Origin of the sequence: Gelria sp. Kuro-4, assembly GCF_019668485.1 — a bacterium.
GTDB lineage: Bacteria > Bacillota > DTU030 > DUMP01 > DUMP01 > DUMP01.
In genome coordinates, this window is sequence record NZ_AP024619.1 from 367,868 (window position 1) to 391,505 (window position 23,638).

General features: G+C 62.6%; 22 protein-coding genes, 1 tRNA gene and 1 riboswitch. Of the genes, 6 read left to right on the top strand and 17 right to left on the bottom strand.

Features of this window, described 5'->3' with window-relative positions; all coding sequences use genetic code 11:
• Positions 1-201 precede the first annotated feature (201 nt).
• Both K5554_RS01965 and K5554_RS01970 read left to right on the top strand, forming a co-directional pair.
• A complete protein-coding gene (locus K5554_RS01965; RefSeq protein ID WP_221039495.1) occupies positions 202-1,632 on the top strand; it encodes a stalk domain-containing protein in 1,431 nt (476 codons plus the stop codon).
• A 180-nt stretch (positions 1,633-1,812) separates the two neighbouring features.
• The gene (locus tag K5554_RS01970) at positions 1,813-2,523 is read left to right on the top strand and encodes a 2-phosphosulfolactate phosphatase (protein ID WP_221039496.1); all 711 of its coding nucleotides are present in this window, start codon (positions 1,813-1,815) and stop codon (positions 2,521-2,523) included.
• A 65-nt stretch (positions 2,524-2,588) separates the two neighbouring features.
• Here K5554_RS01970 and K5554_RS01975 read toward each other — a convergent pair.
• From K5554_RS01975 to K5554_RS02005, 7 genes are all read right to left on the bottom strand, one after another.
• Positions 2,589-2,664 (bottom strand) — tRNA-Glu (locus K5554_RS01975).
• 162 nt (positions 2,665-2,826) lie between these two features.
• Entirely contained in the window at positions 2,827-3,210 is a 384-nt protein-coding gene (locus K5554_RS01980) for a UPF0236 family transposase-like protein (RefSeq protein ID WP_221039497.1), read from the bottom strand.
• A 124-nt stretch (positions 3,211-3,334) separates the two neighbouring features.
• Entirely contained in the window at positions 3,335-4,594 is a 1,260-nt protein-coding gene (locus tag K5554_RS01985) for an IS110 family transposase (protein WP_221039498.1), read from the bottom strand.
• 803 nt (positions 4,595-5,397) lie between these two features.
• On the bottom strand, positions 5,398-5,937 hold the full coding sequence (locus tag K5554_RS14645; protein ID WP_221040484.1) for an amidohydrolase family protein: 540 nt from the start codon (positions 5,935-5,937) through the stop codon (positions 5,398-5,400).
• A gap of 83 nt (positions 5,938-6,020) precedes the next feature.
• The gene (locus K5554_RS01995; protein WP_255565467.1) at positions 6,021-6,374 is read right to left on the bottom strand and encodes a histidine triad nucleotide-binding protein; all 354 of its coding nucleotides are present in this window, start codon (positions 6,372-6,374) and stop codon (positions 6,021-6,023) included.
• A 37-nt stretch (positions 6,375-6,411) separates the two neighbouring features.
• Complete coding sequence (locus K5554_RS02000) at positions 6,412-7,185, bottom strand: sulfide-dependent adenosine diphosphate thiazole synthase (RefSeq protein ID WP_221039499.1); 774 nt, start codon at positions 7,183-7,185, stop codon at positions 6,412-6,414.
• A 98-nt stretch (positions 7,186-7,283) separates the two neighbouring features.
• Positions 7,284-7,387: riboswitch (TPP riboswitch) on the bottom strand.
• A 249-nt stretch (positions 7,388-7,636) separates the two neighbouring features.
• Positions 7,637-8,116, bottom strand: a complete 480-nt coding sequence (locus tag K5554_RS02005) for a hypothetical protein (protein WP_221039500.1) — start codon at positions 8,114-8,116, stop codon at positions 7,637-7,639.
• A 134-nt stretch (positions 8,117-8,250) separates the two neighbouring features.
• Between K5554_RS02005 and K5554_RS02010 the strand changes: the two genes are divergently transcribed.
• Positions 8,251-8,604: a hypothetical protein gene (locus K5554_RS02010; RefSeq protein WP_221039501.1), complete on the top strand. Its 354-nt coding sequence runs from the start codon at positions 8,251-8,253 to the stop codon at positions 8,602-8,604.
• A 523-nt stretch (positions 8,605-9,127) separates the two neighbouring features.
• Here the strand turns inward: K5554_RS02010 and ade are convergent.
• From ade to K5554_RS02025, 3 genes are all read right to left on the bottom strand, one after another.
• Positions 9,128-10,924, bottom strand: coding sequence for an adenine deaminase (gene ade / locus K5554_RS02015; protein WP_221039502.1), 1,797 nt, complete (start codon positions 10,922-10,924; stop codon positions 9,128-9,130).
• A 192-nt stretch (positions 10,925-11,116) separates the two neighbouring features.
• On the bottom strand, positions 11,117-12,403 hold the full coding sequence (gene kynU, locus K5554_RS02020) for a kynureninase (protein WP_370636955.1): 1,287 nt from the start codon (positions 12,401-12,403) through the stop codon (positions 11,117-11,119).
• Between the two features lie 89 nt (positions 12,404-12,492).
• The gene (locus K5554_RS02025; RefSeq protein ID WP_221039504.1) at positions 12,493-13,620 is read right to left on the bottom strand and encodes a histidinol-phosphate transaminase; all 1,128 of its coding nucleotides are present in this window, start codon (positions 13,618-13,620) and stop codon (positions 12,493-12,495) included.
• Between the two features lie 312 nt (positions 13,621-13,932).
• Between K5554_RS02025 and K5554_RS02030 the strand changes: the two genes are divergently transcribed.
• Genes K5554_RS02030 through K5554_RS02040 form a run of 3 tightly spaced genes read left to right on the top strand, consistent with a single transcriptional unit; the run spans position 13,933 to position 16,561 of the window.
• Entirely contained in the window at positions 13,933-15,258 is a 1,326-nt protein-coding gene (locus K5554_RS02030) for an amidohydrolase (RefSeq protein WP_221039505.1), read from the top strand.
• 28 nt (positions 15,259-15,286) lie between these two features.
• A complete protein-coding gene (locus K5554_RS02035; RefSeq protein WP_221039506.1) occupies positions 15,287-16,111 on the top strand; it encodes a DUF3100 domain-containing protein in 825 nt (274 codons plus the stop codon).
• 3 nt (positions 16,112-16,114) lie between these two features.
• Positions 16,115-16,561: a hypothetical protein gene (locus tag K5554_RS02040; protein ID WP_370636956.1), complete on the top strand. Its 447-nt coding sequence runs from the start codon at positions 16,115-16,117 to the stop codon at positions 16,559-16,561.
• 114 nt (positions 16,562-16,675) lie between these two features.
• On the opposite strand, the gene K5554_RS02045 is transcribed toward K5554_RS02040, so the two are convergent.
• From K5554_RS02045 to K5554_RS02075, 7 genes are all read right to left on the bottom strand, one after another.
• Positions 16,676-17,980, bottom strand: a complete 1,305-nt coding sequence (locus K5554_RS02045; RefSeq protein ID WP_221039508.1) for a pyrimidine-nucleoside phosphorylase — start codon at positions 17,978-17,980, stop codon at positions 16,676-16,678.
• Positions 17,981-17,984: 4 nt separating this feature from the next.
• Positions 17,985-19,031: an S-methyl-5-thioribose-1-phosphate isomerase gene (gene mtnA, locus K5554_RS02050; protein WP_221039509.1), complete on the bottom strand. Its 1,047-nt coding sequence runs from the start codon at positions 19,029-19,031 to the stop codon at positions 17,985-17,987.
• 14 nt (positions 19,032-19,045) lie between these two features.
• Positions 19,046-20,050: an asparaginase gene (locus K5554_RS02055; protein ID WP_221039510.1), complete on the bottom strand. Its 1,005-nt coding sequence runs from the start codon at positions 20,048-20,050 to the stop codon at positions 19,046-19,048.
• A 154-nt stretch (positions 20,051-20,204) separates the two neighbouring features.
• Positions 20,205-21,158 carry an aminopeptidase gene (locus tag K5554_RS02060; protein ID WP_255565468.1) on the bottom strand — a complete coding sequence of 318 codons (954 nt, stop codon included), beginning with the start codon at positions 21,156-21,158 and terminating at the stop codon, positions 20,205-20,207.
• Positions 21,159-21,174: 16 nt separating this feature from the next.
• Positions 21,175-21,846 carry an AroM family protein gene (locus K5554_RS02065; protein WP_221039511.1) on the bottom strand — a complete coding sequence of 224 codons (672 nt, stop codon included), beginning with the start codon at positions 21,844-21,846 and terminating at the stop codon, positions 21,175-21,177.
• Positions 21,847-21,857: 11 nt separating this feature from the next.
• Positions 21,858-22,685 (bottom strand): hypothetical protein, encoded by an 828-nt coding sequence (locus K5554_RS02070; RefSeq protein ID WP_221039512.1) that lies wholly within the window; start codon positions 22,683-22,685, stop codon positions 21,858-21,860.
• The gene (locus K5554_RS02075; RefSeq protein WP_221039513.1) at positions 22,591-23,637 is read right to left on the bottom strand and encodes a DUF1177 domain-containing protein; all 1,047 of its coding nucleotides are present in this window, start codon (positions 23,635-23,637) and stop codon (positions 22,591-22,593) included. The genes K5554_RS02070 and K5554_RS02075 overlap by 95 nt, the downstream gene beginning before the upstream one ends.
• Position 23,638 lies beyond the last annotated feature (1 nt).

The window sequence follows — 23,638 nt, forward strand, 5'->3', positions numbered from 1 at the left end:
GGTTTGTATGCCTCGGCCGGCTTTCTCCCTGCTTCTTTCCAGGTTAATCATAACTTCGCCCCGGGGCGTTGTCAATGCCGCCGCCCGCCCCGCCTGCCCCGGCTCCCCTGTTAGCTGTTCAGGGAAGGATTCCGCCGCCCGAAGACGAAGTATATTTGGTAGTTCTGGTACCGATCACCACCTTAGGAAAGGGGTACAACCATGGGGCCAGGTAAACGCCCGCCGGTTCTTCTTCTCAGCCTGCTGCTCTTGACAGCCGTCCTTGCACCGCAGCCTGCCGGGGCGGCTGCCCCCGTTCGCGTCCTTTTAAACGGCCGTCCCCTTGTCTTTGACGTCCCGCCCGTTCTTGAGCAGGGCCGCACGCTGGTACCTTTCCGCGCCATAGGTGAGGCCCTGGGCGTAAACGTCCATTGGGATGGCGCCCGCCGCGTGGTGCACGCCGAGCGCGGGGACCTGGTGGTGGAACTTACTATCGGCGCACGGACTGCCAAGGTGGCAGGCCGGCAGGTTCCGCTCGACGCCCCGGCGGTGGTGCGGCAAAGCCGCACCCTGGTGCCGCTGCGCTTTTTCAGCCAGGCCTTCGGCGCAGCCGTCGGTTGGGATAACGCTACCCGCACTGTAACCATCCACACCGGACCTACCCCAGCCTATATACTGGGCTACTACTTCTCGCGCTCCTACCCGGATTTCATGGCCAGCTACCGCGAACTTTCTGGGGTGGCGCCCAAGTGGTATACCCTGGATGAAAACGGGCGGCTCACGGGGCAGGCGGCCCAGCGCGGCATCAGCGTGCCCGAGGGCTACCAGGAGCCGCTGACCGTGGCCGCTCAGGCAGGGGTGGAAACTTATGCCCTCATTTTTGAGAACACCCCCGACAAACTCCACCAGGTGCTCGGCGATCGGACGCGGGGCGACCAGCTCATCGCCGACATCACGGCGCTCCTGGCACGGGAAGGCTTCACCGGCGTCAACATCGACTTTGAACTGGTGCGCGAAGCAGACGGTCCCGCCCTTACCGCCTTCGTCGAGCGGCTGGCGCAGGCCGTCCATGCGCAGGGCAAAAAGCTCGCTCTGTCGCTTCCTGCCCGCACGGAAAACGGCTGGCACCGGGCGTACGACTACGCCGCCCTGGGCCGCGCCGCCGACCAGGTGGCCATCATGGCTTACGACAAGTCGCCGGGTACGGCCGGCCCGCAGACGCCGCTCCCCTGGGTGAGGGAGGTGGTGGACTACACCCTGAAGCGCATCCCGGCCGAGAAGGTCCTCCTCGGCCTGGGGATCTACGGCTACGACTGGTCGCCGGCCGGCCGCCGCACCATCCTCTTCGCCCACAACGGGCTCGACGCCTACGTCTCCTACCTGGACGACATCCTCAAGCGCTACCGCCCAGAAGTGAAGTGGGATGAGAGTGCCGCCCTGCCCTACTTCACTTACACCGACGAACAGGGCCAGGCGCACACTGTGTGGTACGAAAACACCGCCAGCCTGCGGGCTAAGCTCGACCTGGTGCGTGAGAAGGGGCTGGCCGGCGTGGCATTCTGGCGCCTGGGTTATACTACGCCCGAGTTCTACCAGCTGCTGCGCCAGTACTGGACGCCCGTCAAGCCCCGCGCCCCGCAGGGCGCGCGCTAGCACCGCAGTTTAAGGCATTCTACCACCCACGTCCTACACCTGGTTCCCACCCGCAGGGACTTAGCACCCAGGTTCCCGCCGGACCAATGATCAGCCGCCTCGGCAAAAATGCAACCCCTGCCGTCCGCTCTTCAGCGGCCACAGCACGTTTGTAACTTCACAGCAAAGGAGCTTTGTTTAATGAAGGTAACGGTCTACGCCCTGCCGACCCTTGTTCCTCCCGCAACCCCCGGTCCCGCGGTCGTGATCGACGTGCTGCGCGCCACCAGCGTCATGATAACGGCCCTGGCGCACGGCGCCCAGGCCGTCCGGCCCGTGGCCGAAATAGAAGAAGCCAGGGCGCTGGCCGCCACCTTCCCTCCCGGGACAGCCCTCTGCGGCGGGGAGCGCCGCGCCCTCCCCATTCCCGGCTTCCCCCTGGGCAACTCGCCGCTCGAGTACACGCCGGAAAAAGTGGCGGGCAAAACCGTCATCCTCACCACCACCAACGGCACCCGGGCCCTGGCCGCCCTGCGACACGTGGAACCGCTCTTCATCGGCGCTTTCCTTAACGCCGGGGCAGTGGCCCGCACCCTGGCCCACCTCGGGCAGGACGCCATCCTCGTCTGCTCCGGCACGCGGGGGCGCTTCTCTCTCGACGACGCCTCCTGCGCCGGGCGCATCGTCGCCCACCTTAAGGCCCTGGTTCCGGACCTTGTCCTGGACGACCTGGCCTACGCCGCTTTGCTTCTCTCTGAAACCCACCGCACCAACCTGCGCGAACTCATCAGCCATGCCGGCCACTACCAGTACCTGCTCTCCCTCGGCCTGGAGCCGGATATCACCTACTGCCTGCAAGAGGACGTTTTCGACCTGGTACCCAGCGCCAGCGAGGGGCAGATCAGAGGATAGGCGTTGTAAAACAAAAACGCCTTCATCGCGCTCGGCCTCGATGAAGACGTCACGTTTTCATGAATTGGTAGCCCTATGGGGAGTCGAACCCCAGTTTCCGCCGTGAGAGGGCGGCGTCCTAGGCCACTAGACGATAGGGCCATCGCGTACCGGCATTTTGTATTATAGCATCGGTTGCCGCTTTCGTCAACCCTTCGTTTGGCCGCTGCTGCACCGGCCTGTTGGAAGCATTTCCACACGGTCATGGCGCTGACCCGGGGAACCAGCAGGCCGATGATCTTGGCGGCCTGCCGGAAGGGAACATCAAGGCCGATCTCTTGGCACATCTGGGTGAGGTTGTCGGAAATTCGGGCGGAAGCGGGCAGCCCAAAGTGTTTCCTCAAGAAGAAAAACTGCCTTTCCTATCTTGGCGTCACGGTAGAACCTGCGCTTTATCTTGAGAGGGCCAAACAGCGTCAGGATCGTTCGGGAGCGAGTCCCCGCCAGGCGAAGCGACTCCTCGCACTTGGCCATGAGTTCCTGGTCCATGGCTTCCAGGATGGCCTCCAGGAGGGTTCTCGCCATCTGCTGCGTGAGAGCCTGAATTCCCCGCTCTAGTTCCGACATATTGCGGCTCTCACGTACAAAAGTCAAAATCCCTTTGATGAGAAGAAGGATTGCACAGATAATGTGGCGAATACTCAGCATGAGAGATCTCACACTCCTTGGCGGGATTTGGGTGGCCTTCCAGACCAACCCTGTGTGAGATCTCTCTTTCTATACCCCCCCACACAAGATCTCCTGTTTACCTCCTCCTCCTCAGAAAATGATTCTATGCACTTGCCGCCAAGGCGGCATCGATAGGCTCTAACGTCACTTTGTACCCTAACCGTTCGAGTTCTCTGATCGATCGACGCTTTGCCACTTCGTTGTTGCGCTTCGCGAAGTAATCAGCGCCGAGGTCGGTGTAGTTGGTATCATCGCGGAGCATATGGTAGATGGTCACGAGAAGACTGTGCGCTACAGCGACGATGGCTTTCTGATCGCCGCGACGAACCACAAGTCGCCTGTAGAGGGCGCCGAAGTAGGAATCCTTTTGGCGAACCGCAGCACGGGCCGCCTGGACGAGAGCTGCGCGTAACCACTTGTTCCCATGCCTGGTCTTGCCACTTTTCTTCTTGCCGGCGCTCTCGTTGTTGCCTGGACAAATGGCTGCCCAACTCGCGATGTGCCGTGCGGTAGGGAAGTGGCTCATGTTGTCGGTGATTTCAGCCAGGATGTCCTCAATCACCTTGCGTTCCAGACCTGGGACCGCCTTCAGCTTGATCACCGACTTCTCGAAAGGGTGCATCAACGTCTCAATCCGGGTCGATACATCCTCCAGGGTTGCTTCAATCCCATCGATAAGGCTTAGAATCTGTGCTGCCATAAAGGCGTGGTGTTCGCGAAATTTGCCGGTCAATGCTTTTTGTAGCAGCGGTAGCTTCTTGCGCAGTTTACCTTTGGCTAGGCCAGCCAAGACTTCGGGGTCCGTTGTCCCCTGGATCAGTCCCTCGATCATCGCACGACCACTTACTCCCATCACGTCCGTAGCGACATTGCTCAGCTTAACCCCGCTATCCTGCAAAATCTTATGGAGGCGGTTGACCTCCCGCACACGGTCGTTGATTAACTGTTTGCGGAACCGGGTCAAATCACGCAAGTCCCGGAAGGGCCGCGGCAGCACGAAACTACCCTTTAAAAGCCCTACTTCCATCAACTTCGCCAGCCAGGCACAGTCCTTGACGTCGGTCTTGTGCCCGGGAACGTTCTTCACGTGGGCAGCATTAACAAGTACGATCTCCATGTCCTCCTCGAGGATATGGTAAACCGGCTTCCAGTATACCCCTGTACTCTCCATCGCCACGTGCGTAACCCCGTGACTGACCAGCCAATCCCGCAGAACCAACAGATCCGTCGTCATCGTGCCAAAGGTACGAATCTCTTGCTGCTTACCGTTTGGTCCCGGTACACGGATGCACGCCGCCACCGTTTCTTTGTGGACGTCCAACGCAGCACAGCGCTCGTATACTTCTGGCAGTTCGCTTTGCATTCGTCGTTCCCCCTAACCCTAGCGTATCGCCTCGACCGGAGGGAACTTCCTGCTCAAGACTCTCCTCGACGTGCTCGAAGCAACAATCTACGGCACCTCGAAGTTCCCGCGCGCAAACTCCTTCACGGACTCACTGGTGCCAAGGAATCCCGGCGTCTGTTCCAACCGAAGCGTTACCTTTACTATCACCTATTACACCTCGTCGGGCAAGCCCTGCACCTACCCATTTTCATGCATCACGGTGCGCTCCGCGCGGGGGAACTCCTTCGAAAATTCCCTTGAGCTAAGCTGCAGTCTCATCCTGCTTTAGAGTAACTTTGTATCCCAAGGCTTCAAGGCGCGCCACCGCCCGAGAGACTGCGCCTCGTTCGTTCAGTTTATCAAAGTAATCGGGACCCTCGCTGGGAAACTGCTCATGTCAACTCCGGTTTCTGCCAAAATCTCCTCGGCGTTGCGCCGACCCAAACCGTGAATCTCGCGATCGCCGAGGTCAGACTACTAATCAGTCTTATCGGCACCAAGGGAAAACGACCTTCTTCATCCGGGTAGTGCGATACAAGTTCGCCTTCTCTCTATTTTCATCCTTCGTGGTGCCACTATTTAGCGGCATGGATGACTACTACAAGTTTACTCTACCCTCTAAGAGATACTTGTCCTGTTTTTCCAGGGCGATTTGCTCAACGTCCTGTCCCAGCCCCATGATGATGTCCCAAAGGCGTTCCTCAAATCCCGAACGCCAATCTGCCCTCCTAAGTCACAAATTCTATCAAACACCTGCAGGAAAGCCGCGGCTAGTTGTTGAATTAATTCCATGAGACCTCACCCTCCTGAGTATCTCCGATACTCGTCCTGCCTAAGGACGGTGGGGTCTCTTTCTTCGTCTTTCCGCTCAGTTCCTGCCGTGGGAGCTGTTTCCAGGGAAGGAGAAACAGCGATAGCCCGCCTGGATGTACACCCCGTGGCCATGGCCCCATGTGGATCATCACAATTTTGACCTCGGGGAAAACCTCGGCCAGCTGAGCGATGCTCCAAGGAAGGGGAAAGGGAGGGCGCCCGGAGTAGATGAAAAGAGGGACATCCAGGTCTTTGGCCGCTTCGGCGATGGGGTGCACCACTTCTTCGTTGGCCACAAAGGCATGCAGGAGGGGATGTAATTTGATGCCTTTGAAGCCAGCACTCTCAATGTAGCGCTTGGCCTCGTCTACGGCTTTTGCTCCCTCCCAGGGGGTAACCCACGCAATACCGACAAGCCTATGCTGGTACTTACGAACGGCGGCCCTGGTTTCCTCGTTGTCGAAGGTAATTCGCCATCCGATGTTGCCATCCTTTTGGGCGAAGAAAATAGCAGACGCTCACAGGCCATCTATGTGAGAGTGAAAAGCCCCCTTTCCTGCGAAGGACAGGAGGCTTTTTCACCGTCTGTTTTTTAAACGATGTATTTCAGCAGTTTTCCACCTATCAGATGATAGTGGAGGTGGTAGATGACCTGACCACCGTCAGCGCGGCAGTTGTTCACGAGCTTAAAACCGCGTTCGGCTATCCCCTGTTGCCGGGCGATTTCCGCTGCTACCCACTGGATATGCCCTAGTACGTCTACATCCTCAGCCGTCGTCTTGGTGAGATCTGGTATATGTTTGCGAGGTACGATGAGGATGTGTACCGGCGCTATCGGCTTGATGTCCTCAAACGCCATGACCTTTTCGTCTTGATATACCACTTTTGCCGATATTTTGCCTTCAATTATTCCGCAAAAAATACAATCGGATGGCAGGTCAGCCACCTCCTCAGTGGCAGAAAATTACACTTCCCAACGGGCATTATTTCTGAATGTATTCTGCGATTAACCCGGCCGCTTTCTTACCCGAGAGTAACATACCTCCAAAGATAGGACCCATCCTGCACCCACCGTCGACGTTGTTTGCCGCCATACCTGCCACAAACAATCCCGGGGCTACCATACGGGTATTCCTTACCACCTCTTCTTCGCCCTTTGTGGCATTCATAAAGGATTCTTTTGTCATCTCTAGCTTGGCTCTCTTGCTGTAGAGATTTACAAGGACAGCGTCATGCCCGGTAGAATCAAGTACAGCTTTGGCTGTGAGCACCATCGGATCTACATGCAATCCTCCCATCTCGATGGCACTGTTATTGATGACCACGCCGGTGATTTTATTCTCTGTGGAATGAAGATCCACTACAGTAATGAGATTGAACAACTTGATATTGGGGTGGGAAGCGGCAGCGAAGATGAGCTTGCTGGCGAAGGCCACAGATGAGACAACCAGGGCCTGTTCATCTTCTGTGTACGGGATGCCGAACTGGTTGAGGATGTCCGCTACATCTTTTTGCAGTATGACCTTGTTGAAGCTCATCGAGCCGCCCCATATGCCTCCTCCGGGAGCAATGCGTCTGTCGAGCACTGTGACTTTATATCCTTTTTCTGCCAGGGTATAAGCGCAGACCAGCCCGGAAGGCCCTGCACCGGTGACTATGATGTCCGATTCCACCGCCTCTTCTAGTTCTTGCAAATAATGCCTGAGAATTAAGCGGCTCACCTTCACATCGTGAACGGGTTGGGAAAAGACGTTCATCTGAGACTCCTCCTCCTTAAAGTTTTATATAGCTCTACCTTGGCCTGGCAGCCTCAAAGCGCCCTAAATAAAAACGCCGGCGTAGGCCGGCTGACGCTTCTATTGTGACAACCGTTCCCTACGGTGGAATTACCCACATCAGGTTCTAGGGGTTCGGAGCTTTGCCCTCCGTCTCAGCTTTATAGCTCCCCCACGGCGCGATCCGAGTATTATTTAATTGATCCGAGATCATTTTACAGCTGTAAACTTCAACAGTCAATACTTTTAAGATGAGTTAGTGTCAAGACTTAGTAAGCACGATTACACGAGTTTACTGTACCAGACTTCTCTCTTCTGTTCCTCAGGCGTTCTTCGTTCTCCCTCAGGATCATGCACGCGGTGCCAGCGTTCGGCCGGGAGCCGCCGCTTTCGCAGGCTTGCGAAAAACCGTGGAAAGTTGATACCTGACCCCTTAGTCAGCCAGCATCCGTGCCAGCATGCTGGCTGCAAGATACTGGAACTCCGGTACCTTGATCAGGTTCCACAGCATTTCCACCTGGGATGCTGAGAGCGGGTTCGGCAGGCCTTCAGTGCCCGGCCCGCCGCCCTCGAGCTTGGTCTTGGCCAGACCGAGGATCTGGAGCAAAACCTCTACTCCTTCTTTCGTTTTTTCCGCTGCGTTGGCCACGGTGCTGAGCGCCGCTTCCGCCTTGCCGCTTACGATTACCTCGCGCACTGCGGCCTTACCTTGGGCAGCTAGGTTGGCACCGCCGGCGCCGGACTCCGCCGGTGGAACAGGTGCCTCCCCGGAAGGAGGTGCTTCGTAACCCCCGCCGGTGGTGTCGGCGTTTTTCGGCCCCTCGTCGCCCGGCTCGGCCGGCAGCAAAGGCGCACCGCGCATCAGGCCCGGGGCCAGTGTATTCTGGATATCACGCTCACGCTCGTGCGGCATGCTTCATACCTCCCTGGCAGTTTACCGCCCTGTTCTCTCCATTGTATTCGCCCGGCCTCCAGGTGGTGAAACCCGGCACTTTGTCGGCGCCAGGCGAATACTCTAGACTAGAAAATGCCAAGGAGGTAAGAAACTTGGGTGAGAAGATGCAGGAGCTCTCGCAAGAAGTCCAAAAGCTGATGACGCAAGGAGGACTGTCGCCGGAAGAGGCCCTGCTGCAGGCCGGAATCAGCCTAACGGACAAGGCCAAGCTCTATGATCTGGCCCTCGACAGCGGCCTGCTCAAGGACGAACCCACAGACCCGCAGCAGCTTATGCACATGGCCCAGAGCCTGACGGCCGCCCTGGATCCGGCCACCAAAAAAACGCTCGGAACCCTCATCAGCAGGGTGGCCGAGCAGGCCGGGGCCGGCACACCACCGCCTGAGGTCCAGGACTTCCTGCGCAGCCTTCTAGGGAGCGAGGAGGAACACCCACAAGAGAGGTAAGGTGGACGGCCTCAACCTCAAGCCCGCCCTTTCAGTCAGCCCGTTCGCTTGCCGAGGCGGCACGCGCAGGCGCTACGGCGCCATCATCAGCGCCATCGGGTCGGCTCTGTTCTTTACCGCGGCCATCTTGACGCTGTTCCTGCCGCGCGGTGTCGCCCCCGCCCGCCGCCTACCCCGAGTACTCGCTGGATGCCACTTTATCATCCGCCCGCGGGTGACAACGGAGGGCGGGGAGTGGGCAGGCGCCGGGCAATGCACGGCCCCGCCTAAAGATCGGCCCTGGCACGCGCCAGGGCTGATCCTTGCTTTCATCCGGCCTTAGACTTTGCAACCAGGGAAGAAGAAGAGGAGGAAGAAGAAGAACAGGATGATGATGATGAGGATGAGGATCCACCACCACCAAAAGCCGCCGATGAAAGCCGGTGCGTCAGCCATAGTACACCCTCCTTTGTTCTTGCTTGGGCGCGGAAGCCCCGCCGCCTAACCCACTATATGCCCGGCGGGGGATGTGTGCTACTCGGCTTTAGACATCGAGCACCGGATCGACAAACCGGAACCTCAGCGTGTCCACCAAACCCCGGTTGGTGATGCGCAGCTCCGGCAACACCGCCAGCGAAAGAAGGGCCATGGTCATAAAGGGCGACACCAGCCGGCAGCCCAGCGCCCGCCAGGCCGCCTCCAGGGCGCGCACCGCGGCGTCCACTTCTTCCACCGGCTCAGGCGACATGAGCCCGGCGATGGGGAGTTTCAGCAGCGCCAGGACCTTCCCGTCCCGCACGGCCGCCATACCGCCGCCGCATTCCGCCAGGGTGTTGCCGGCCAGCGCCATGTCGGCATCGTTCATGCCGATGATGAGAAGGTTGTGACTGTCGTGGGCCACGGTGGAGGCCACCGCACCTCCCGTGAAGCCAAACCCCTTCACAAAACCGAGGCCGATATTCCCCGGACCGCCGTGGCGCTCGATGCAGGCCACCTTAGCCACGTCCGCCGCGGGCACGGCGGCCAGCGCGCCGTCCCGCGCCGGCACATGCGCCTCGACGCTTAGGGTCCCCACCTTGGCCTCGATCACCTGCATGGCCCGCACGCGCACCCGCCCCTCGGTCACCGGTGCGGGGATTGTAAAGTCCGCCGGCGTCAGGGAGTGCTTGAGCCGCACGGACCGGGTGGCCCACTCGGGATACAGGTACGGGGGAAGCTCGACCAAAAGCCGCCCCTCTGCGGCCACGACCTCACCGTCCACCATGACCTTTGCCGGCCGAAAGTCCGCCAGGTCGGGGACGAAGAGAATGTCGGCGCAGCGCCCCGGCGCGATGCTTCCCAGGTCCCGGCTCAGGCCGAAACACTCGGCCGGGTTGAGCGTTGCCAGCTGAATGGCGCGGATGGGGCTCAGCCCCTCTTCGATGGCGCGCCGCACCACGTGGCTGAGGTGCCCCACCGCAAGGAGCGTCGCCGGGTGCGTGTCATCGGTCACCAGCACCGCCCGCCGCGTGTCCACGCCCGTCTCGGTAAGGCTCTTGATGGTGGCCTTGATGTCATGCCAGGCCGAGCCTTCGCGCAGCTTGGCGTACATCCCGAGCCGCAGGCGCGCCAGGGCGTCTTCCTTGCGGGTGGACTCGTGGCAGGAGGCAATACCGGCCGCGGCGTAGGCCTGGAGCCCCACCTCCGTCTCCGGGAGGGAGTAGTGGCCGGTGATCACCTTGCCGGCCGCCATGGTCGCCTGCAGTTCCCCGTGGACGCTGGGGTCGCCTGCGAGAACTCCGGGGAAGTTCATCATCTCGCCCAGCCCGATGATGCCCTCCCAGCCCATGGCCTCGGCCACCTCGGCCGGCCCGATCACGGCACCGGCATCCTCAAAGCCGGGCGCCGCCGGCACGCAGGAGGGCATGGTGGCAAACACCTTGAGCGGCAGGTTCTTCCCCTCTTCCACCATGAGGCGGATACCGGGAAGGCCGAAAACGTTGGCGATCTCGTGCGGATCCATGAAGATGGTGGTGGTCCCGCTGGGCAGCACCGCCCGGGCGAACTGGGTAACGCTTACCATGCTGCTCTCCACGTGGATGTGGCCGTCCAGGAGGCCGGGTACCAAGTAGTACCCCTTAGCATCCAGCACCCGGGTCTCCGGACCGACGGTGTGCCCGGCCGCCCCCACGAGGACCACCCGCCCGGCACGGACGGCCACGTCGGCCGTAAGGATCTCACCGGTAAAGACGTTCACCACCCGGCCGCCCTGAATAACCACGTCTGCCTTAACCTTCCCCTGCGCCGCCGCGGCCAGTTCCACCGTGAGCTCGGCGAGGGGCCTTCTTTTCACCTTGTACAATCCACCAACCTCCTGCTCGTAGAGATAGGCTGCGGCCACTGCGAATCGGCAGCCATCGCGGCGGCAGGCCCCGCAGGGGGCTTCCCCGAAGGTGCATGCCGCCTCGGTTCAAAAGAACGCAGGCGAGTATAGAGAAGAAGCGTCAGGTCTGCGCTGTTGGAATTCGTGGGATTGTCTTTGGCAACAGAACTGTCAAGCCACGGTATCCCGCTCGCGTGGGAAGAGCTCGTACTCGCGGGTGTCGATGATCTCCTTGAGGTGCCGCACCACCTGCCAGACGTCGTGAAAGCTGGTGTAAAGGGGCACAGGAGCCAGGCGGATGACGTTGGGCGGCCGGAAATCGGGGATCACCCCGCGCCGCTTGAGGGCGGCGCTCAAGCGTACCGCCTCCTCGTGCTCCACCGCCACGTGCCCGCCCCGCCGCTCCGGCTCGCGCGGCGTGCCGATGCGGTAGTTATAGGGTGGGCCGCTCAAGCCGGCGTCGATAAGGTAGATCAGGTAAGAGGTGAGGGCCAAGGACTTGGCGCGCAGCCGTTCCATCCCGGCGGCCTTAAAGAGCGCAAGCGATCCGGCCAGCGGTGCCAGGCTGAGGACGGGCGGTGTCCCCGCCTGCCAGGCCCCCGCACCGGCCGCCGGCTCAAATGTAAGATTCATGTCAAACTGCCGGTCCTTGCGGTAGCCCCACCAGCCTGCCAGGCCCGGCAGGCGGCCAAAGTGCTTCTGGTGTACAAAGAGGCTGGCTGCGGCGCCCGGCCCGGCGTTTAAGTACTTGTAGTTGCACCAGAAGGCGAAGTCCACGTCCCAGGCGTGGAGTTTGTGCGGCACCACCCCGGCCGAGTGGCTAAGGTCGAAGCCGATGAGCGCGCCTTTCTCGTGCGCCGCGTAGGTGAGGAGCGACAGGTTAAGAAGCTGCCCGCTGCGGTAAAGCACCGATGGCAGCACCGCCACCGCCACCTCATCCGTCAGAGCGGCGATGATGTCTTTTTCCTCCAGGGTACGGCCGTCGCGGGAGCGCACCAGCACCAGGTTTTCCTGGGGGTCGAGCCCGTGCAGGCGCAGCTGGCTTTCCAGCGCGTACTTGTCGGAGGGAAAATTGAGCTCGTCGGCCAGGATCTTTTTCCGTTTCCCCTCCGGCCGGTAAAAGGCAGCCATGAGGTTGTGCAGGTTCAAGGTGGTAGAGCCCGTCACAATCACCTCATCCGGCTCCGCCCCCACTAGCGGCGCCTCTTTCCGCCCCAGCTCTTCCGCCAGGTAGAACCAGGGCTGCTCGGCCCGTGTCCAGCCATCGATGCCCAGGGTCTTCCACTCGTTCAAGCTGCTAAGCAGAGCTGCCTCGGCCTCCCGGGATAGGAGCCCCAGGGAATTGCCGTCCATGTATATGCTCCCCGGCTTAAGGTAAAAGTGCCCGCGCCAGTGGGCCAGCTCGTCGCTGCGATCCAGCTCCCGGGCAAACTCTTCCGTCAAAAACTCCTGCCGTATCTCCCGGTCCACATCTGCCACCCCTTCTTTATTTTTAGTCCCTGACTGTGCCACCTTCTTACTCTCTTTCGCGCGCCGAATCCTGCTCTTTACCGCCTGCTGCCCGCCAGCACCTCTTCCACCGCCGCCAACCGGTTCAGGAGCTCGCCTGCCTCCGCCGGCACCCGCAGGCGAACTGAAGCCGCGCTGAGGCCGGGGAAGTCAGCGCCGGACTCCACCAGCACTCCCTGGCGCAAAAAGGCATCCCGGAGATCCGTCGCCGGATCCGGCGCCGTTAAGGTAACGATGGGGGTGGTGGGGTGGGTAGTCGACGGCCTTAGGACCTTGAGGGAACGCAGGACCTCCGCCTTCACCGCGCCCACGCGTCGGCGGGAGCGGACGGCGAATTCCCGGTCGGCCAGGGCCGCCCGCGCCGCCCTGCACGCCGCCCGGCTGAGGCTGAAAGGGAGGTCCACGCGGCTGTAGAGGGAGCGCAGCTCGTCCCGGAGCACCGCGTAGCCCACCCGCAACCCCGCCAGGCCCCAGCCCTTGGAGAAAGAACGGACCACAAGAAGGTTCGAGAAGGAAGTACTGAGATAGACGGCGGAACTTTCCGGCGAAACGAACTCCCCGTATGCCTCGTCCACCAGCACCGGAACAGAAAGCTCCTGGGCGCGCTCAAGGATGGTGCGGAGGGTGGCGAGGTCCAGCAGCTGACCCGTAGGGTTGTTGGGATTATCAAGATAAACCAGAGTAACGGCGGGCGTGAGACGCTCGAGAAAGGCAGCCGGGTCAAATTCCAGCTTTTCGCCGGCCAGCGGCAGGCTGCAGTAGACAGCCCCGTTGGCGCGGGCGTCGCTCACGTACTCGGAAAACTGCGGCGTATACCCTAGGACCTGCGCTCCCGGAAAGAGGAACAACTTGTTCAAGCGCTCCAGCACGCCCATGGAACCGGGACCGACGGCGATGTCCGCCGCCGTTATTCCCGCCCCGGCCCAGAAGCGGGCCAGGTTTTCCCGCAGCTCGTCCGCCCAGGGGTCCGGGTAACGTGAGAAGTCCTCCCCGGCCGCGGCCCGGTAAGCCTCCCGGGCCGCCGGCGGCGCCCCCAAGGGGTTGGTGCCCAAGGCGCAGTCCAGCACCTTCTCTTCCGGCCAGCCGTAGGACCGCAGTTTCTCCCGCACGTCCACCACGTAACTGTCCCGTTTGAGTTTATAGAGGTAGGCATTAGAACAAAGCATGGGTTTTCCTCCTCCGCGGCCTAAGATTCAGTCCCTTGAGAGTATTCGCCGCCGGCCCCGGGGCCATCCTCTTTTAAACGCCAAAGATAAGGGCGCAGCACCAAGCCCTGCCGGCGCGGCCCGTCTACCGGCGTTCGGCATCTTAAGGCGTGTGAACAAGCCCGAAGCGCTGCACGCACCGCCAGCGTCCCAGCCGGCGTCTCAGGCGGCTGCACAGTCGCCCGTCCGGTTGAAAACACCCTTTTTCTGCGCTATAATTTGTCCATTGTGGATGGAGTAGTGTTTACTGCACACATACAGAGGAGGATTCGCATGAACGAAGCAGAGTTGGCGCAGCTGAAGCAGCAGGTATGCCGGAGCATCGCCGCCGCCCGCGACGAGATTGTGGCGCTGGCGGAGGACATCTTCACCCACCCGGAGCTCGGCTACAAGGAGACGCGCACCTCCGAGCTGGTGGCGGGCAAACTCGCCGGGCTGGGCCTCACCGTCGAGCGCGGGCTGGCCCTCACCGGGGTAAGGGCGGTGGCACCCGGCCGGGAACATAACGCCCGGGTGGCCATCCTGGGCGAACTGGACGCCGTGGTTTCCCCCCAGCACCCCCAGGCCGACCCGCACACGGGCGCCGCGCACGCCTGCGGGCACCACGGGCAGCTGGCGGCCATGCTGGGGGCCGGAATCGGCCTCGTCCGCTCCGGGGCGGTGAAGGAGCTGGGCGGTGACGTGGTGCTCATGGCCGTGCCGGCCGAAGAGTTTGTGGAGCTGGGGTATCGCCGCCGCTTGATGGAAGAAGGCAAGATCGAGTTTTTCGGCGGCAAGCAGGAACTCATCAAGGCAGGTGCCTTCTCCGACCTGGACGCCGTGATGATGGTCCACTCGGAAGCGCAAACGCCGGAGCGCAAGGCCTTCGTCGGCGGCACCTGCAACGGCTTCATCGGCAAGATCGTCACCTACCTGGGCAAGGCGGCCCACGCCGGCGGTGCTCCCCACGAGGGGATCAATGCCCTTAACGCCGCCATGCTGGGGCTCATGGCCATCCATGCCCAGCGCGAGACCTTCCGCGACGAGGACTCCATCCGCGTCCACCCCATCATCACCAAGGGCGGCGACCTGGTGAACATCGTCCCGGCTGAGGTCACCGTGGAAACCTACGTGCGCGGGCGCAGCATGCCGGCGGTCTTCGACGCCAACCACAAGGTCAACCGCGCCCTTAAGGCCGGCGCTTACGCCGTCGGCGCCGAGTGCCAGATTGATGAGATCCCGGGGTATCTGCCGCTGAGCCAGCACCCGGAGCTCTCGGAACTCTTTGCCGCCAACATGCGCCGGCTTATTGGAGCAGAAAACGTGGTCCCGGGTGCACACATGGCAGGCTCCTCCGACATCGGCGACATCTCCCAGCTCGTGCCGGCCATCCAACCCACCATCGGCGGCTTCAGCGGCCTGGCCCACGGCAAGGACTTTTGCGTGAGCGACCCAGATATGGCCTATATTTTCCCTGCCCAGGCCCTGGCCATGACCGCGGTCGACCTCCTGGTGAACGGCGCTGCTAAGGCCCGCGCCATCAAGGCCGCTTTCCAGGCACCGCTTGATCGGGAAAGCTACCTCAAGATGTGGGCCGACTTCCGGGCCGGTAAGGAATAGAAACTTAAGGAAAGCGAGGTTGGAGCCCATGCAGAAGCCGTCGGAATGGAAGATCCACGCCCTGGTGCTGGCCATGGTGGCGGTGTCTGAGTTCATCGGCATCAAGAGCTTCCAGGTCGGGCCGGGCAAGGCGATCCTGCTCCCCATGCTCTACGCTTTGGTCATCGGGTTGATGCTGGGGCCGAAGTTCCTCAAGGTGGTCGACCTGGAGGAGATGAAGCTGGCCACGCCCTTCATCGGCCTCTCGGTGATGCTCCTCATCGCCAAGTACGGCACCACCATCGGGCCTTCGGTACCTCTCCTCATCAAGGCGGGCCCTGCCCTGATTCTCCAGGAGATCGGCAACTTCGGCACCATCATCCTAGCCTTCCCCATCGCCATGCTGCTCGGCTTCCGGCGCGAAGCCATCGGCGCCGTGCACTCCATCGCCCGTGAGGGAAACCTGGCCATCATTGGTGAAATGTACGGGCTCGAGTCGCCGGAGGGCCGCGGCGTGATGGGCGTCTACATCTGCGGGACCCTGTTCGGCGCCATCTTCTTCGGCATCATGGCCGGCTTCTTCGCCAGCCTCAAGATCTTTCATCCTTATGCCCTGGCCATGGCCTGCGGCGTGGGCAGCGCCAGCATGATGGCCGCGAGTTCCGGCGCCTTAACGGCGGCGGTCCCGGCGATGGCGAAAGAGATTCAGGCCTTCGCCTCCGCCAGCAACCTGCTTACGGCGGCGGACGGTGTCTACGCCTCAGTGTTTGTGGCCATCCCCTTCACCGAATGGCTCTACCGCAAGTTCGGACCCAAGGAAGCAGCGCAGGCCGTCGCCCAGGCAGAACCAGCCGCCGGACAGGAGGGGAAGTAAATGATGGACTGGCGTGACACCCTGAAGATCCTCGTTATCGTGGCCGCCATCACCCTGGTCGGCAATCGCATCGGCTTCAAGGTCAACCCTATGGAGGCCATTCCGGGGATGCTGGTCCTCCTCGGCATCGTCATCAGCGGCCTCGTCCTGGCCAAGCTCATCCCGGTGAAGCTGCCCAGCATCGTCTATATCTCGCTCATCGGTATCATCCTCACCATCCCCGGGTTCCCGGGTGCCGCCTGGTTCACCGCCCAGGCGAACAAGGTGCAGTTCCTTGCCCTTTGTACCCCGGTACTGGCCTACGCCGGCATTGCCTCGGGGAAGGACCTGGACGACTTTAAGAAACTCGGCTGGCGCATCATCGTCGTCTCCGCCTTCGTCTTTATCGGCACTTTCATCGGCTCGGCCGTCATCGCCCAGCTGGTACTGAAGCTCACCGGGCAAATCTAAAGCAGCCGTTCGCGCCGAAGGAGAGGGCCCGAGGTAGGCAGGACTGCTGTAGTTCTGCTTCAGCAGCGTGGAGGTCCGAGGAAAAAACCCGGGGAAGTCCCCGGGTTTTCCCCTTTACTTAACGGTTTCATACAGCAGCGGCCGGGGGGCCGGCGGCTGCGGGACGATGCTACAGGCGCTGAGAAACAGTGCCGTAGCTTCCTGGGCGCGTGCCGCATCGTTCGCGTGCACCACAGCCAGCGGCTCGCCGGCGGCGACGCGGTCGCCCACCTTCTTCTTAAGAACAAGGCCCACCGCCAGGTCGATCTCGTCCTCCTTCTTTTCCCGGCCGGCGCCGAGCAGCATGGCGGCGCGGCCGATGACGTCGGCGCGCAGGTCGGCCACGTAGCCGGCGCTTGGGGCGGGGACCGGTATCTTCAGCTGTGCCTGCGGCAGCATCCCGGGGTCGTCCACCACCTGCGGGTTGCCGCCCTGGGCCGCCACCAGCTCGCGAAACTTATCGAGGGCCGCGCCGCTGGTAAGAAGGTCCGTAAGGAGCGCCTTGCCTGCCGCTTCATTTTCTACGCGCCCGGCCAGGACCAGCATCTGGGCCCCCAGGGCCAGGGAGAGGCCGGTAAGGTCGGCCGGACCCCGGCCGCGCAGGGCAGCCAGGGCCTCCTCTACCTCCAAAGCGTTGCCTACGGCATAGCCCAGCGGCTGGTTCATGTCCGTGATCAAGGCCACCGTCTTCCGCCCTACCGCAGCGCCGGTATCCACCATGGTGCGGGCCAGCTCGCGGGCCTCTTCCAAACGCGGCAGAAAGGCCCCCGAGCCGCACTTCACGTCCAGCACGATGGCGTCGGCCCCGGCAGCGATCTTCTTGGACATGATGGAGCTAGCGATGAGCGGGATGCTGGCGGTGGTGGCCGTGACATCGCGCAGGGCGTAGATCTTTTTGTCCGCCGGGGCCAGGTTCCCGGTCTGGCCGGTGAGGGCCAGGCCGATCCGCCGCACATTGGCCAGGAACTCTTCCTGCGTAAGATTGACCCGGAACCCGGGGACGGCGGCCAGTTTGTCCACCGTACCGCCGGTGTGTCCCAGGCCCCGCCCCGACATCTTGGCCACCGGCACGCCGGCCGCCGCCACCAGCGGTGCCACCACCAGCGTCGTCTTGTCCCCGACGCCACCGGTGGAGTGCTTGTCCACCTTGCGCCCGGGCAGCGCGGAGAGGTCCAGCTGTTCGCCCGAACGGGCCATAGCCAAAGTGAGTGCGCCGGTCTCGCGCCGGTTCATCCCGCGGATGTAGACAGCCATAAGAAAGGCCGCCATTTGGTAGTCCGGTATCTCGCCTGCGGTATAGGCGCGTACCATAAATTCAATCTCGGCCGCCGTAAGTTCGCCGCCGTCCCGTTTTTTGGCGATTACGTCCAGCGCCCGCACCTCTTCACTCCCCCTTTGGTGCCGCCAGGGCCTTTTGGATGGCCTCCTTAAAGGGCGGCCGCAAGATGCCGGCCTCGGTGATGATGCCGCTCAGGTACCAGTGGGGCGTCACGTCGAAAGCCGGGTTCCAGACAGACACCCCCGCCCGCGCCAGCCTCCGGCCGCCGATGTGGGTGACCTCCTCCGGGTCGCGCTCCTCGATGGGGATCTCCCGGCCGCTCGTGAGCCTTTCATCGATGGTGGCCAGCGGTGCCGCCACATAGACCGGGATACCGTGCTCACGGGCAAGGACGGCCACGCTGTAGGAGCCGATTTTGTTGGCGGTGTCGCCATTGGCGGCGATGCGGTCGGCACCGAAGATCACCAAGTCCACCCGGCCCTTTTGCATGGCGTAGCCGGCCATATCATCGCAGATCAGAGTCACAGGAATGCCGTCCTCCTGGAGCTCGTAGGCGGTAAGGCGCGCACCCTGCAGCAGGGGCCTGGTTTCGTCGGCGTACACCATGGCCACCTTGCCCGCCGCGTGGGCCGCCCGGATCACCCCCAGTGCCGTCCCGTACCCGGCCGTGGCCAGGGCACCGGCGTTGCAGTGGGTAAGGATGCGGGCGCCGGGCGGGACCACCGCCGCGCCGTGCGCACCGATTCGCCGGCAAATCTCCATATCTTCCGCAAAGAGGTGATGGGCCGCGTCCAGGAGGGCCTGCTGCATGGCCGCGACGCTCTCATCCGCCAGCTCTTCGGCCCGCCGGTAGGCGCGCTCGAGCGCCCGAAAGAGGTTTACCGCCGTGGGCCGCGTCCCGGCCAGAAGTTCTTTCACCGCCCTGAGGTGCCGCAGGAACTCCTCCCTCTCCGTACCCTTAAACTCGCGCGCTCCCAAGGCCAGGCCGTAGGCCGCCGCAATGCCGATGGCCGGCGCCCCGCGCACCGCCAGCCGCCGGATGGCAGCCGCCACCTCCTCCGGCCGGGTGCAGCGCAGGTACTCCGTTTTCTCCGGGAGCTTCGTCTGGTCGAGCAGTAAGAGCGCCCCGTCCTCCCAGCGCATGGTGTCCATCGCGTCCAGCTCCTTTACTTAAAGAAAGGTACCGCCTCCAACCGGCCGGCGGTTAACCCGCCCCAGGTCTTGATCGCATAGCTGCGAAAGGGGCTCAGCGCCTGCAAGGCGCCTTCGTCCAGCAGGGACAGTTCGGCGAGCACCTCGGTCACCACCGGTGCCAGCGCCCGGTCGGACCCATCCTCGATCTTCACGGCCACACCGATGCCCGCAGGGATGCTGCCCACGCCGAAAGAGGCTTCTGCCCCGTCCTTGGCCACCAGGGCACCGTTGGCAGTTTTGAGAAGCGCGGTAGTGTAGCGCTCCGTTCCGGCAATGAGCTCCGGGTAGCGGGCCATGGCCTCTTGGATGAGCGCGATCCCCCGGCGCTGCTCCCCTGCAGGCCCGCCGGCGCCCGCCAGCCGGGCGTAGCCCCAGGCCATGTTCCGAAGCGGCACGGCGAACACCGGCACTCCGCAGGTGTCGCGCCCCGTCCTGATCGCTTCCGCCGGGTAACCGGTGAGCTCCGCCACCGTCCGCAGCATCAGCTGCTGTACCGGGTGGCCCAGCTCCAGGTAGCCGGCCGTGTCCCAGCCCCGGTGACGGCAGAGGGCAAGCATGGCGGCGTGCTTCCCCGAGCAGGCATTGCGGGCCGGGCCGATCGGCTCGCCCGCCCGGCGCAGGCGGCGGGCGGTAGGTTTGTGGAAAGGGGTATGGACCCCACACTGCAGGCTCGCCTCATCCAGGCCGATCTTATGAAGGACCGAAAGCACCCGTGCCACGTGCATATCTTCCCCACTGTGCGAGGCGCACATTACCGCCAGTTCGTCCAAGGTGAAACCAAAGGCGTCATAGGCGCCCGTGGTTACAACCGGCAGCGCCTGGAAGGGCTTGGCCGCCGAGCGCAAAAAGGTCAGGCGCTCCGGATCACCCCGGCTGTAAAGCAGATTTCCCTCCCCGTCCACCACCGCGATCGACCCGTAGTGGCGGCTTTCCTCCCACCGGCCGCGGTAGGCCACGGCCACAACTTCCGGCTGCACTGCCACCAGCTCCTGTTCTTTACTGTCCAGTCTTTTTTAGGTATTCTTTCCGCCCCCTGCCTTCTCCTTCTCCTCACCCCGCCCGGACCTGCCGGGCGGGGTTCTTGTTCTCTGTTTCTGTGCCTCCTACGCGAACTGTGAAGCCGGCCGCGATTTAATCGAGCAGTATTCTACCTCCGCTTAGAACTTTGCGCCCATCTATATACAGGTCCGGCGCCTTGATCACGCCATCCACGTGGATACCGGCCGCCACCCGGCCACCAAAGGTATCGTTGCTTCCTAAAGCGACATGAACGGTACCGTACGCCTTCTCGTCCTCCAGTATAACTCCGGTGATGCGCGCCTTGTCGTTGGTTCCAATGCCTAGTTCCGCCAGGTTCCGCGCCTGCGGGTCGTCCCCTAAAAGGTTCAGCAGCCGTCCGCCGTCCGGCCCTTCCACTGCCGTCAGCACGCCACGCGTAAAGGTGAGTTTGAGTGGAGCGGCCGGCCTGCCCAGGCCGGCAAATGAGCCGTCCACAATGACCACCCCTTCAGCGCTGCCCTCCACGGGTGCGATGTACGCCTCACCGGAGGGCAGGTTGCCGGATGCCCCCCTCTCCCGATACACGCCGGTACTGGCTATGCCCTTACGGCCTCGAAGGGACAGGCGCAAGCGTTGGCCATCTTTCTCAAGCGTAGCCTCCTCGGCCGAACTGAGGAGATCGGCGATTCTACGAGTTAGGGCGGCAACGCGGTTATAATCCGCCGTTATTGGGCCGGCGAAAAACATCTCCTCGGTAATCCCGGGCATGGTAGCAACCCTTACCCCGGCGGCACAGGCCGCCTTTTTTGCCTGGGTGTGCGTTAGTGAGTGTGCCGTGGCCGCTATTACCACGTCGGCTGCCCCCATGGCCCGGGCCACCGCTTCCGGCGGTTCTGCTCCGCTGCGGCCCAAAGGCTGGATCCGAAGAAGCAGCGCCCGGGCTCCCAGCTGCGCCCCGGCCGCAAAAAGCGCTTCCCCTATCTTCAGCGTGGTCTCGTCTTCGATGACCAGCAGTTGCTCCCCGGCCTGAAGCCCCAGGTTATCCTGTAACACCTGCCGCGCCACCTGCAGCATGTCTTCACCCACGCGTTATTTTCCTCCCTCAGCCCAAGATTTCCCGCAGCACCCTGGCCACGATGCCGCGGGCCAAAACAACGGGCGCCCCGGTCAGCCGGCGAACCTTTTCCTGCATAGCCAGTGTGTAGCCCATGCAGTCCATTACGGTAAGCTCCACCCCGGCTGCGGCCAGATCTCCGGCCGCTTCTTCCAGTTCTCGCGGGTCACCATAGGGTGAAGCGGCCCGCACTATCTGCGCGCGTCCCACAGCCCGCCAACGAGTTGCAGCTTGAGCAATCTGGTCCGGCGCAGGGATCAGCACACCCAGCCTCAGGTCGGCAGCCAGGGCGGCGGTCACGTTATAGAGCACAGGCTGCGGCCGCACCAAAAGCCCTGCCCCAGCAAAACGTGGGAATTCGCCGGTACAGAGCAGTGCCACCACGGGAATCCCCTGGCGAAAGAGCTCTGCGGTTTTGGCCTGAAGGCGGGGATAAATGTGCTTCTCCGCCACCTTTACCGCGGAGCCGTCCTGCAGACGCGTCACGAGCACATAGTCTCCCGGCTCCGGGGCAAGGCGGGCGATCTCTTCTTTGGTCAAGCCGTCCAGGGCGCCGGCTTCCTTAATTTCTGTGTCCCGGCCCAGAATTGCCGCCAGCTCCGGCACCAGGTCCTCGCGCGGCGCCTGGCCGATGGTCACCGTGCCAAGAACTTTTTTCACCTGTCCGCCCCCTAATGATTTGCTTTGCCGCCATAGATGCAGCCCACGTGCAGCTGACAGTTGGGGCCACCGCGCCGGCACTCGACCAAGCTGCCCTCGGCGCCGCTGGTCCGGGCGCCTTTGAGCGCCAACACCAGTTCCCACAGTCTCTCCACATTTTCCGCTTCCCCCTCGACGGCCAAGGTCGTGGACCCCTCAGCGCCGTCGATGCCGCCGCGACCGATTACGGTGGCTTTCACCGGAGCGAGCAGCGTGATCGCAGTAACCTCGGTGATAACGCGTCCCGGGACCGGTATCAGGCCCACCGCCATTCCCATGGACCGGGACGTGTCCCTGCGCCCAGCGGCGGCGATGGCCTCGGTTATGGAACACGGCGAGAGTTTTTCTAAACCGGCGGCAATGATGGTGGTGATCCCCTCGGCTTCCAATGCCGCGAGGACCTTCCCCGGTTTACCGCCCAGAGGGCTTCCAGCCATGATGGCAGCCCGCCCCGAAGCATCGATCAGATTCGCCCCGCAAACTGCCACATCTGAAGGGGCCATCCCGAGGACCGCTTCTTCCAACTCAGCGTCCACATTGCGCCACAGGCCCCGCTCCAGCAGCACTGTGTGCGGGGCAGGTAGCTGTTCACGGCCGGCGCGCGTACCCCGCGGGGTGATGCGCCCGGAAATGCGCAGGGCAATGCCGGCGAGTTCCTCAGCAACAGCAGATACTGTTGTTCCTCCTTTGAGGAGAATCTTTCCTTCACGCAGTGCCTGCTGCACCTCGGGGAGGTTGGCGATGGCTTTGGCAATCAGCCGCTTGCCCTCGCTCACGGTCAGCGTTATTTGGGCTTTCATGCCGAACACTCGCGCCGCCGTGGCGCCCCAGGGTCTGGAGGTGGGCTAAGGACCCGTAAAGGTCAAGGAGCCGCTGATACTCCCCCTCGTCGTAGAAACGGCACTTCCCGGCTCCGAAGGCCTTTGCCGCTTCCAGTGCGAAGCGGACGGTCTCTTCGATGTCCACCACGTGGCTGGCGCCGGTGCCACAACCGGGCACAGCCACCTGCGCAGTGATTGCTACTCCCACCACCGGCGCCGCCGTAGCCGTGGCGGGCTGAACCAAGCTGTTCAGGTGAAAAACCCCGTTTCCATAAGGCGTGATGTCCTGCGTGGTTATGGCCAGAACAGCCGGCAGCCGTCCCGACACCATCTGCATTATATCGAGCAGGTCTTCAGAAACCCGCAGGATGTAGCCTTCTTTTACGGTGGGCGTGATGGCAAAACCGCGCTGGTTGATGATGCGGTTGCCCTTCGTGGTATCGATGGACAGCACCGCCTCCATCTCCGGCGTAACCTCATAGCGGTTCATCGCCGCCATGTCGACCGGAGAACCCATAAACGGGACCGGTTCGTGGGGTTGGGTGGGGGCATGGGGACAAATGTGCGTGCTTATCATGACGTCCCCCGGAAGCACATCGCCCTTTTGTTGCATCCGGGCCAGTTTCAAAGCCAGAGCCAGGGCGGCTACAGCCCCGTCGCCGTCCGAGACCAGGCCAATCCTCTCCGGACGCGCGCCGATGCCGCCAAGGCGTCCAACTACGCCGAGCGTAGGGCTGGGCCCGCCCGCCTGCCTGCCCTGCGTTCCCGGTATCACGACTTGCACAAAATCCGTGAAACCCTGTGGCCCGTCCACCCGGGTGACCTTTACCTGTTCCAAACCGGCCGCCAGCAAGGCCTTTCTAACGCGTTCGCCATCCACCCGCGCATCATCCAGCAGGTCGTACGCTTCTAAGGTAGCCTTAAACGTCATC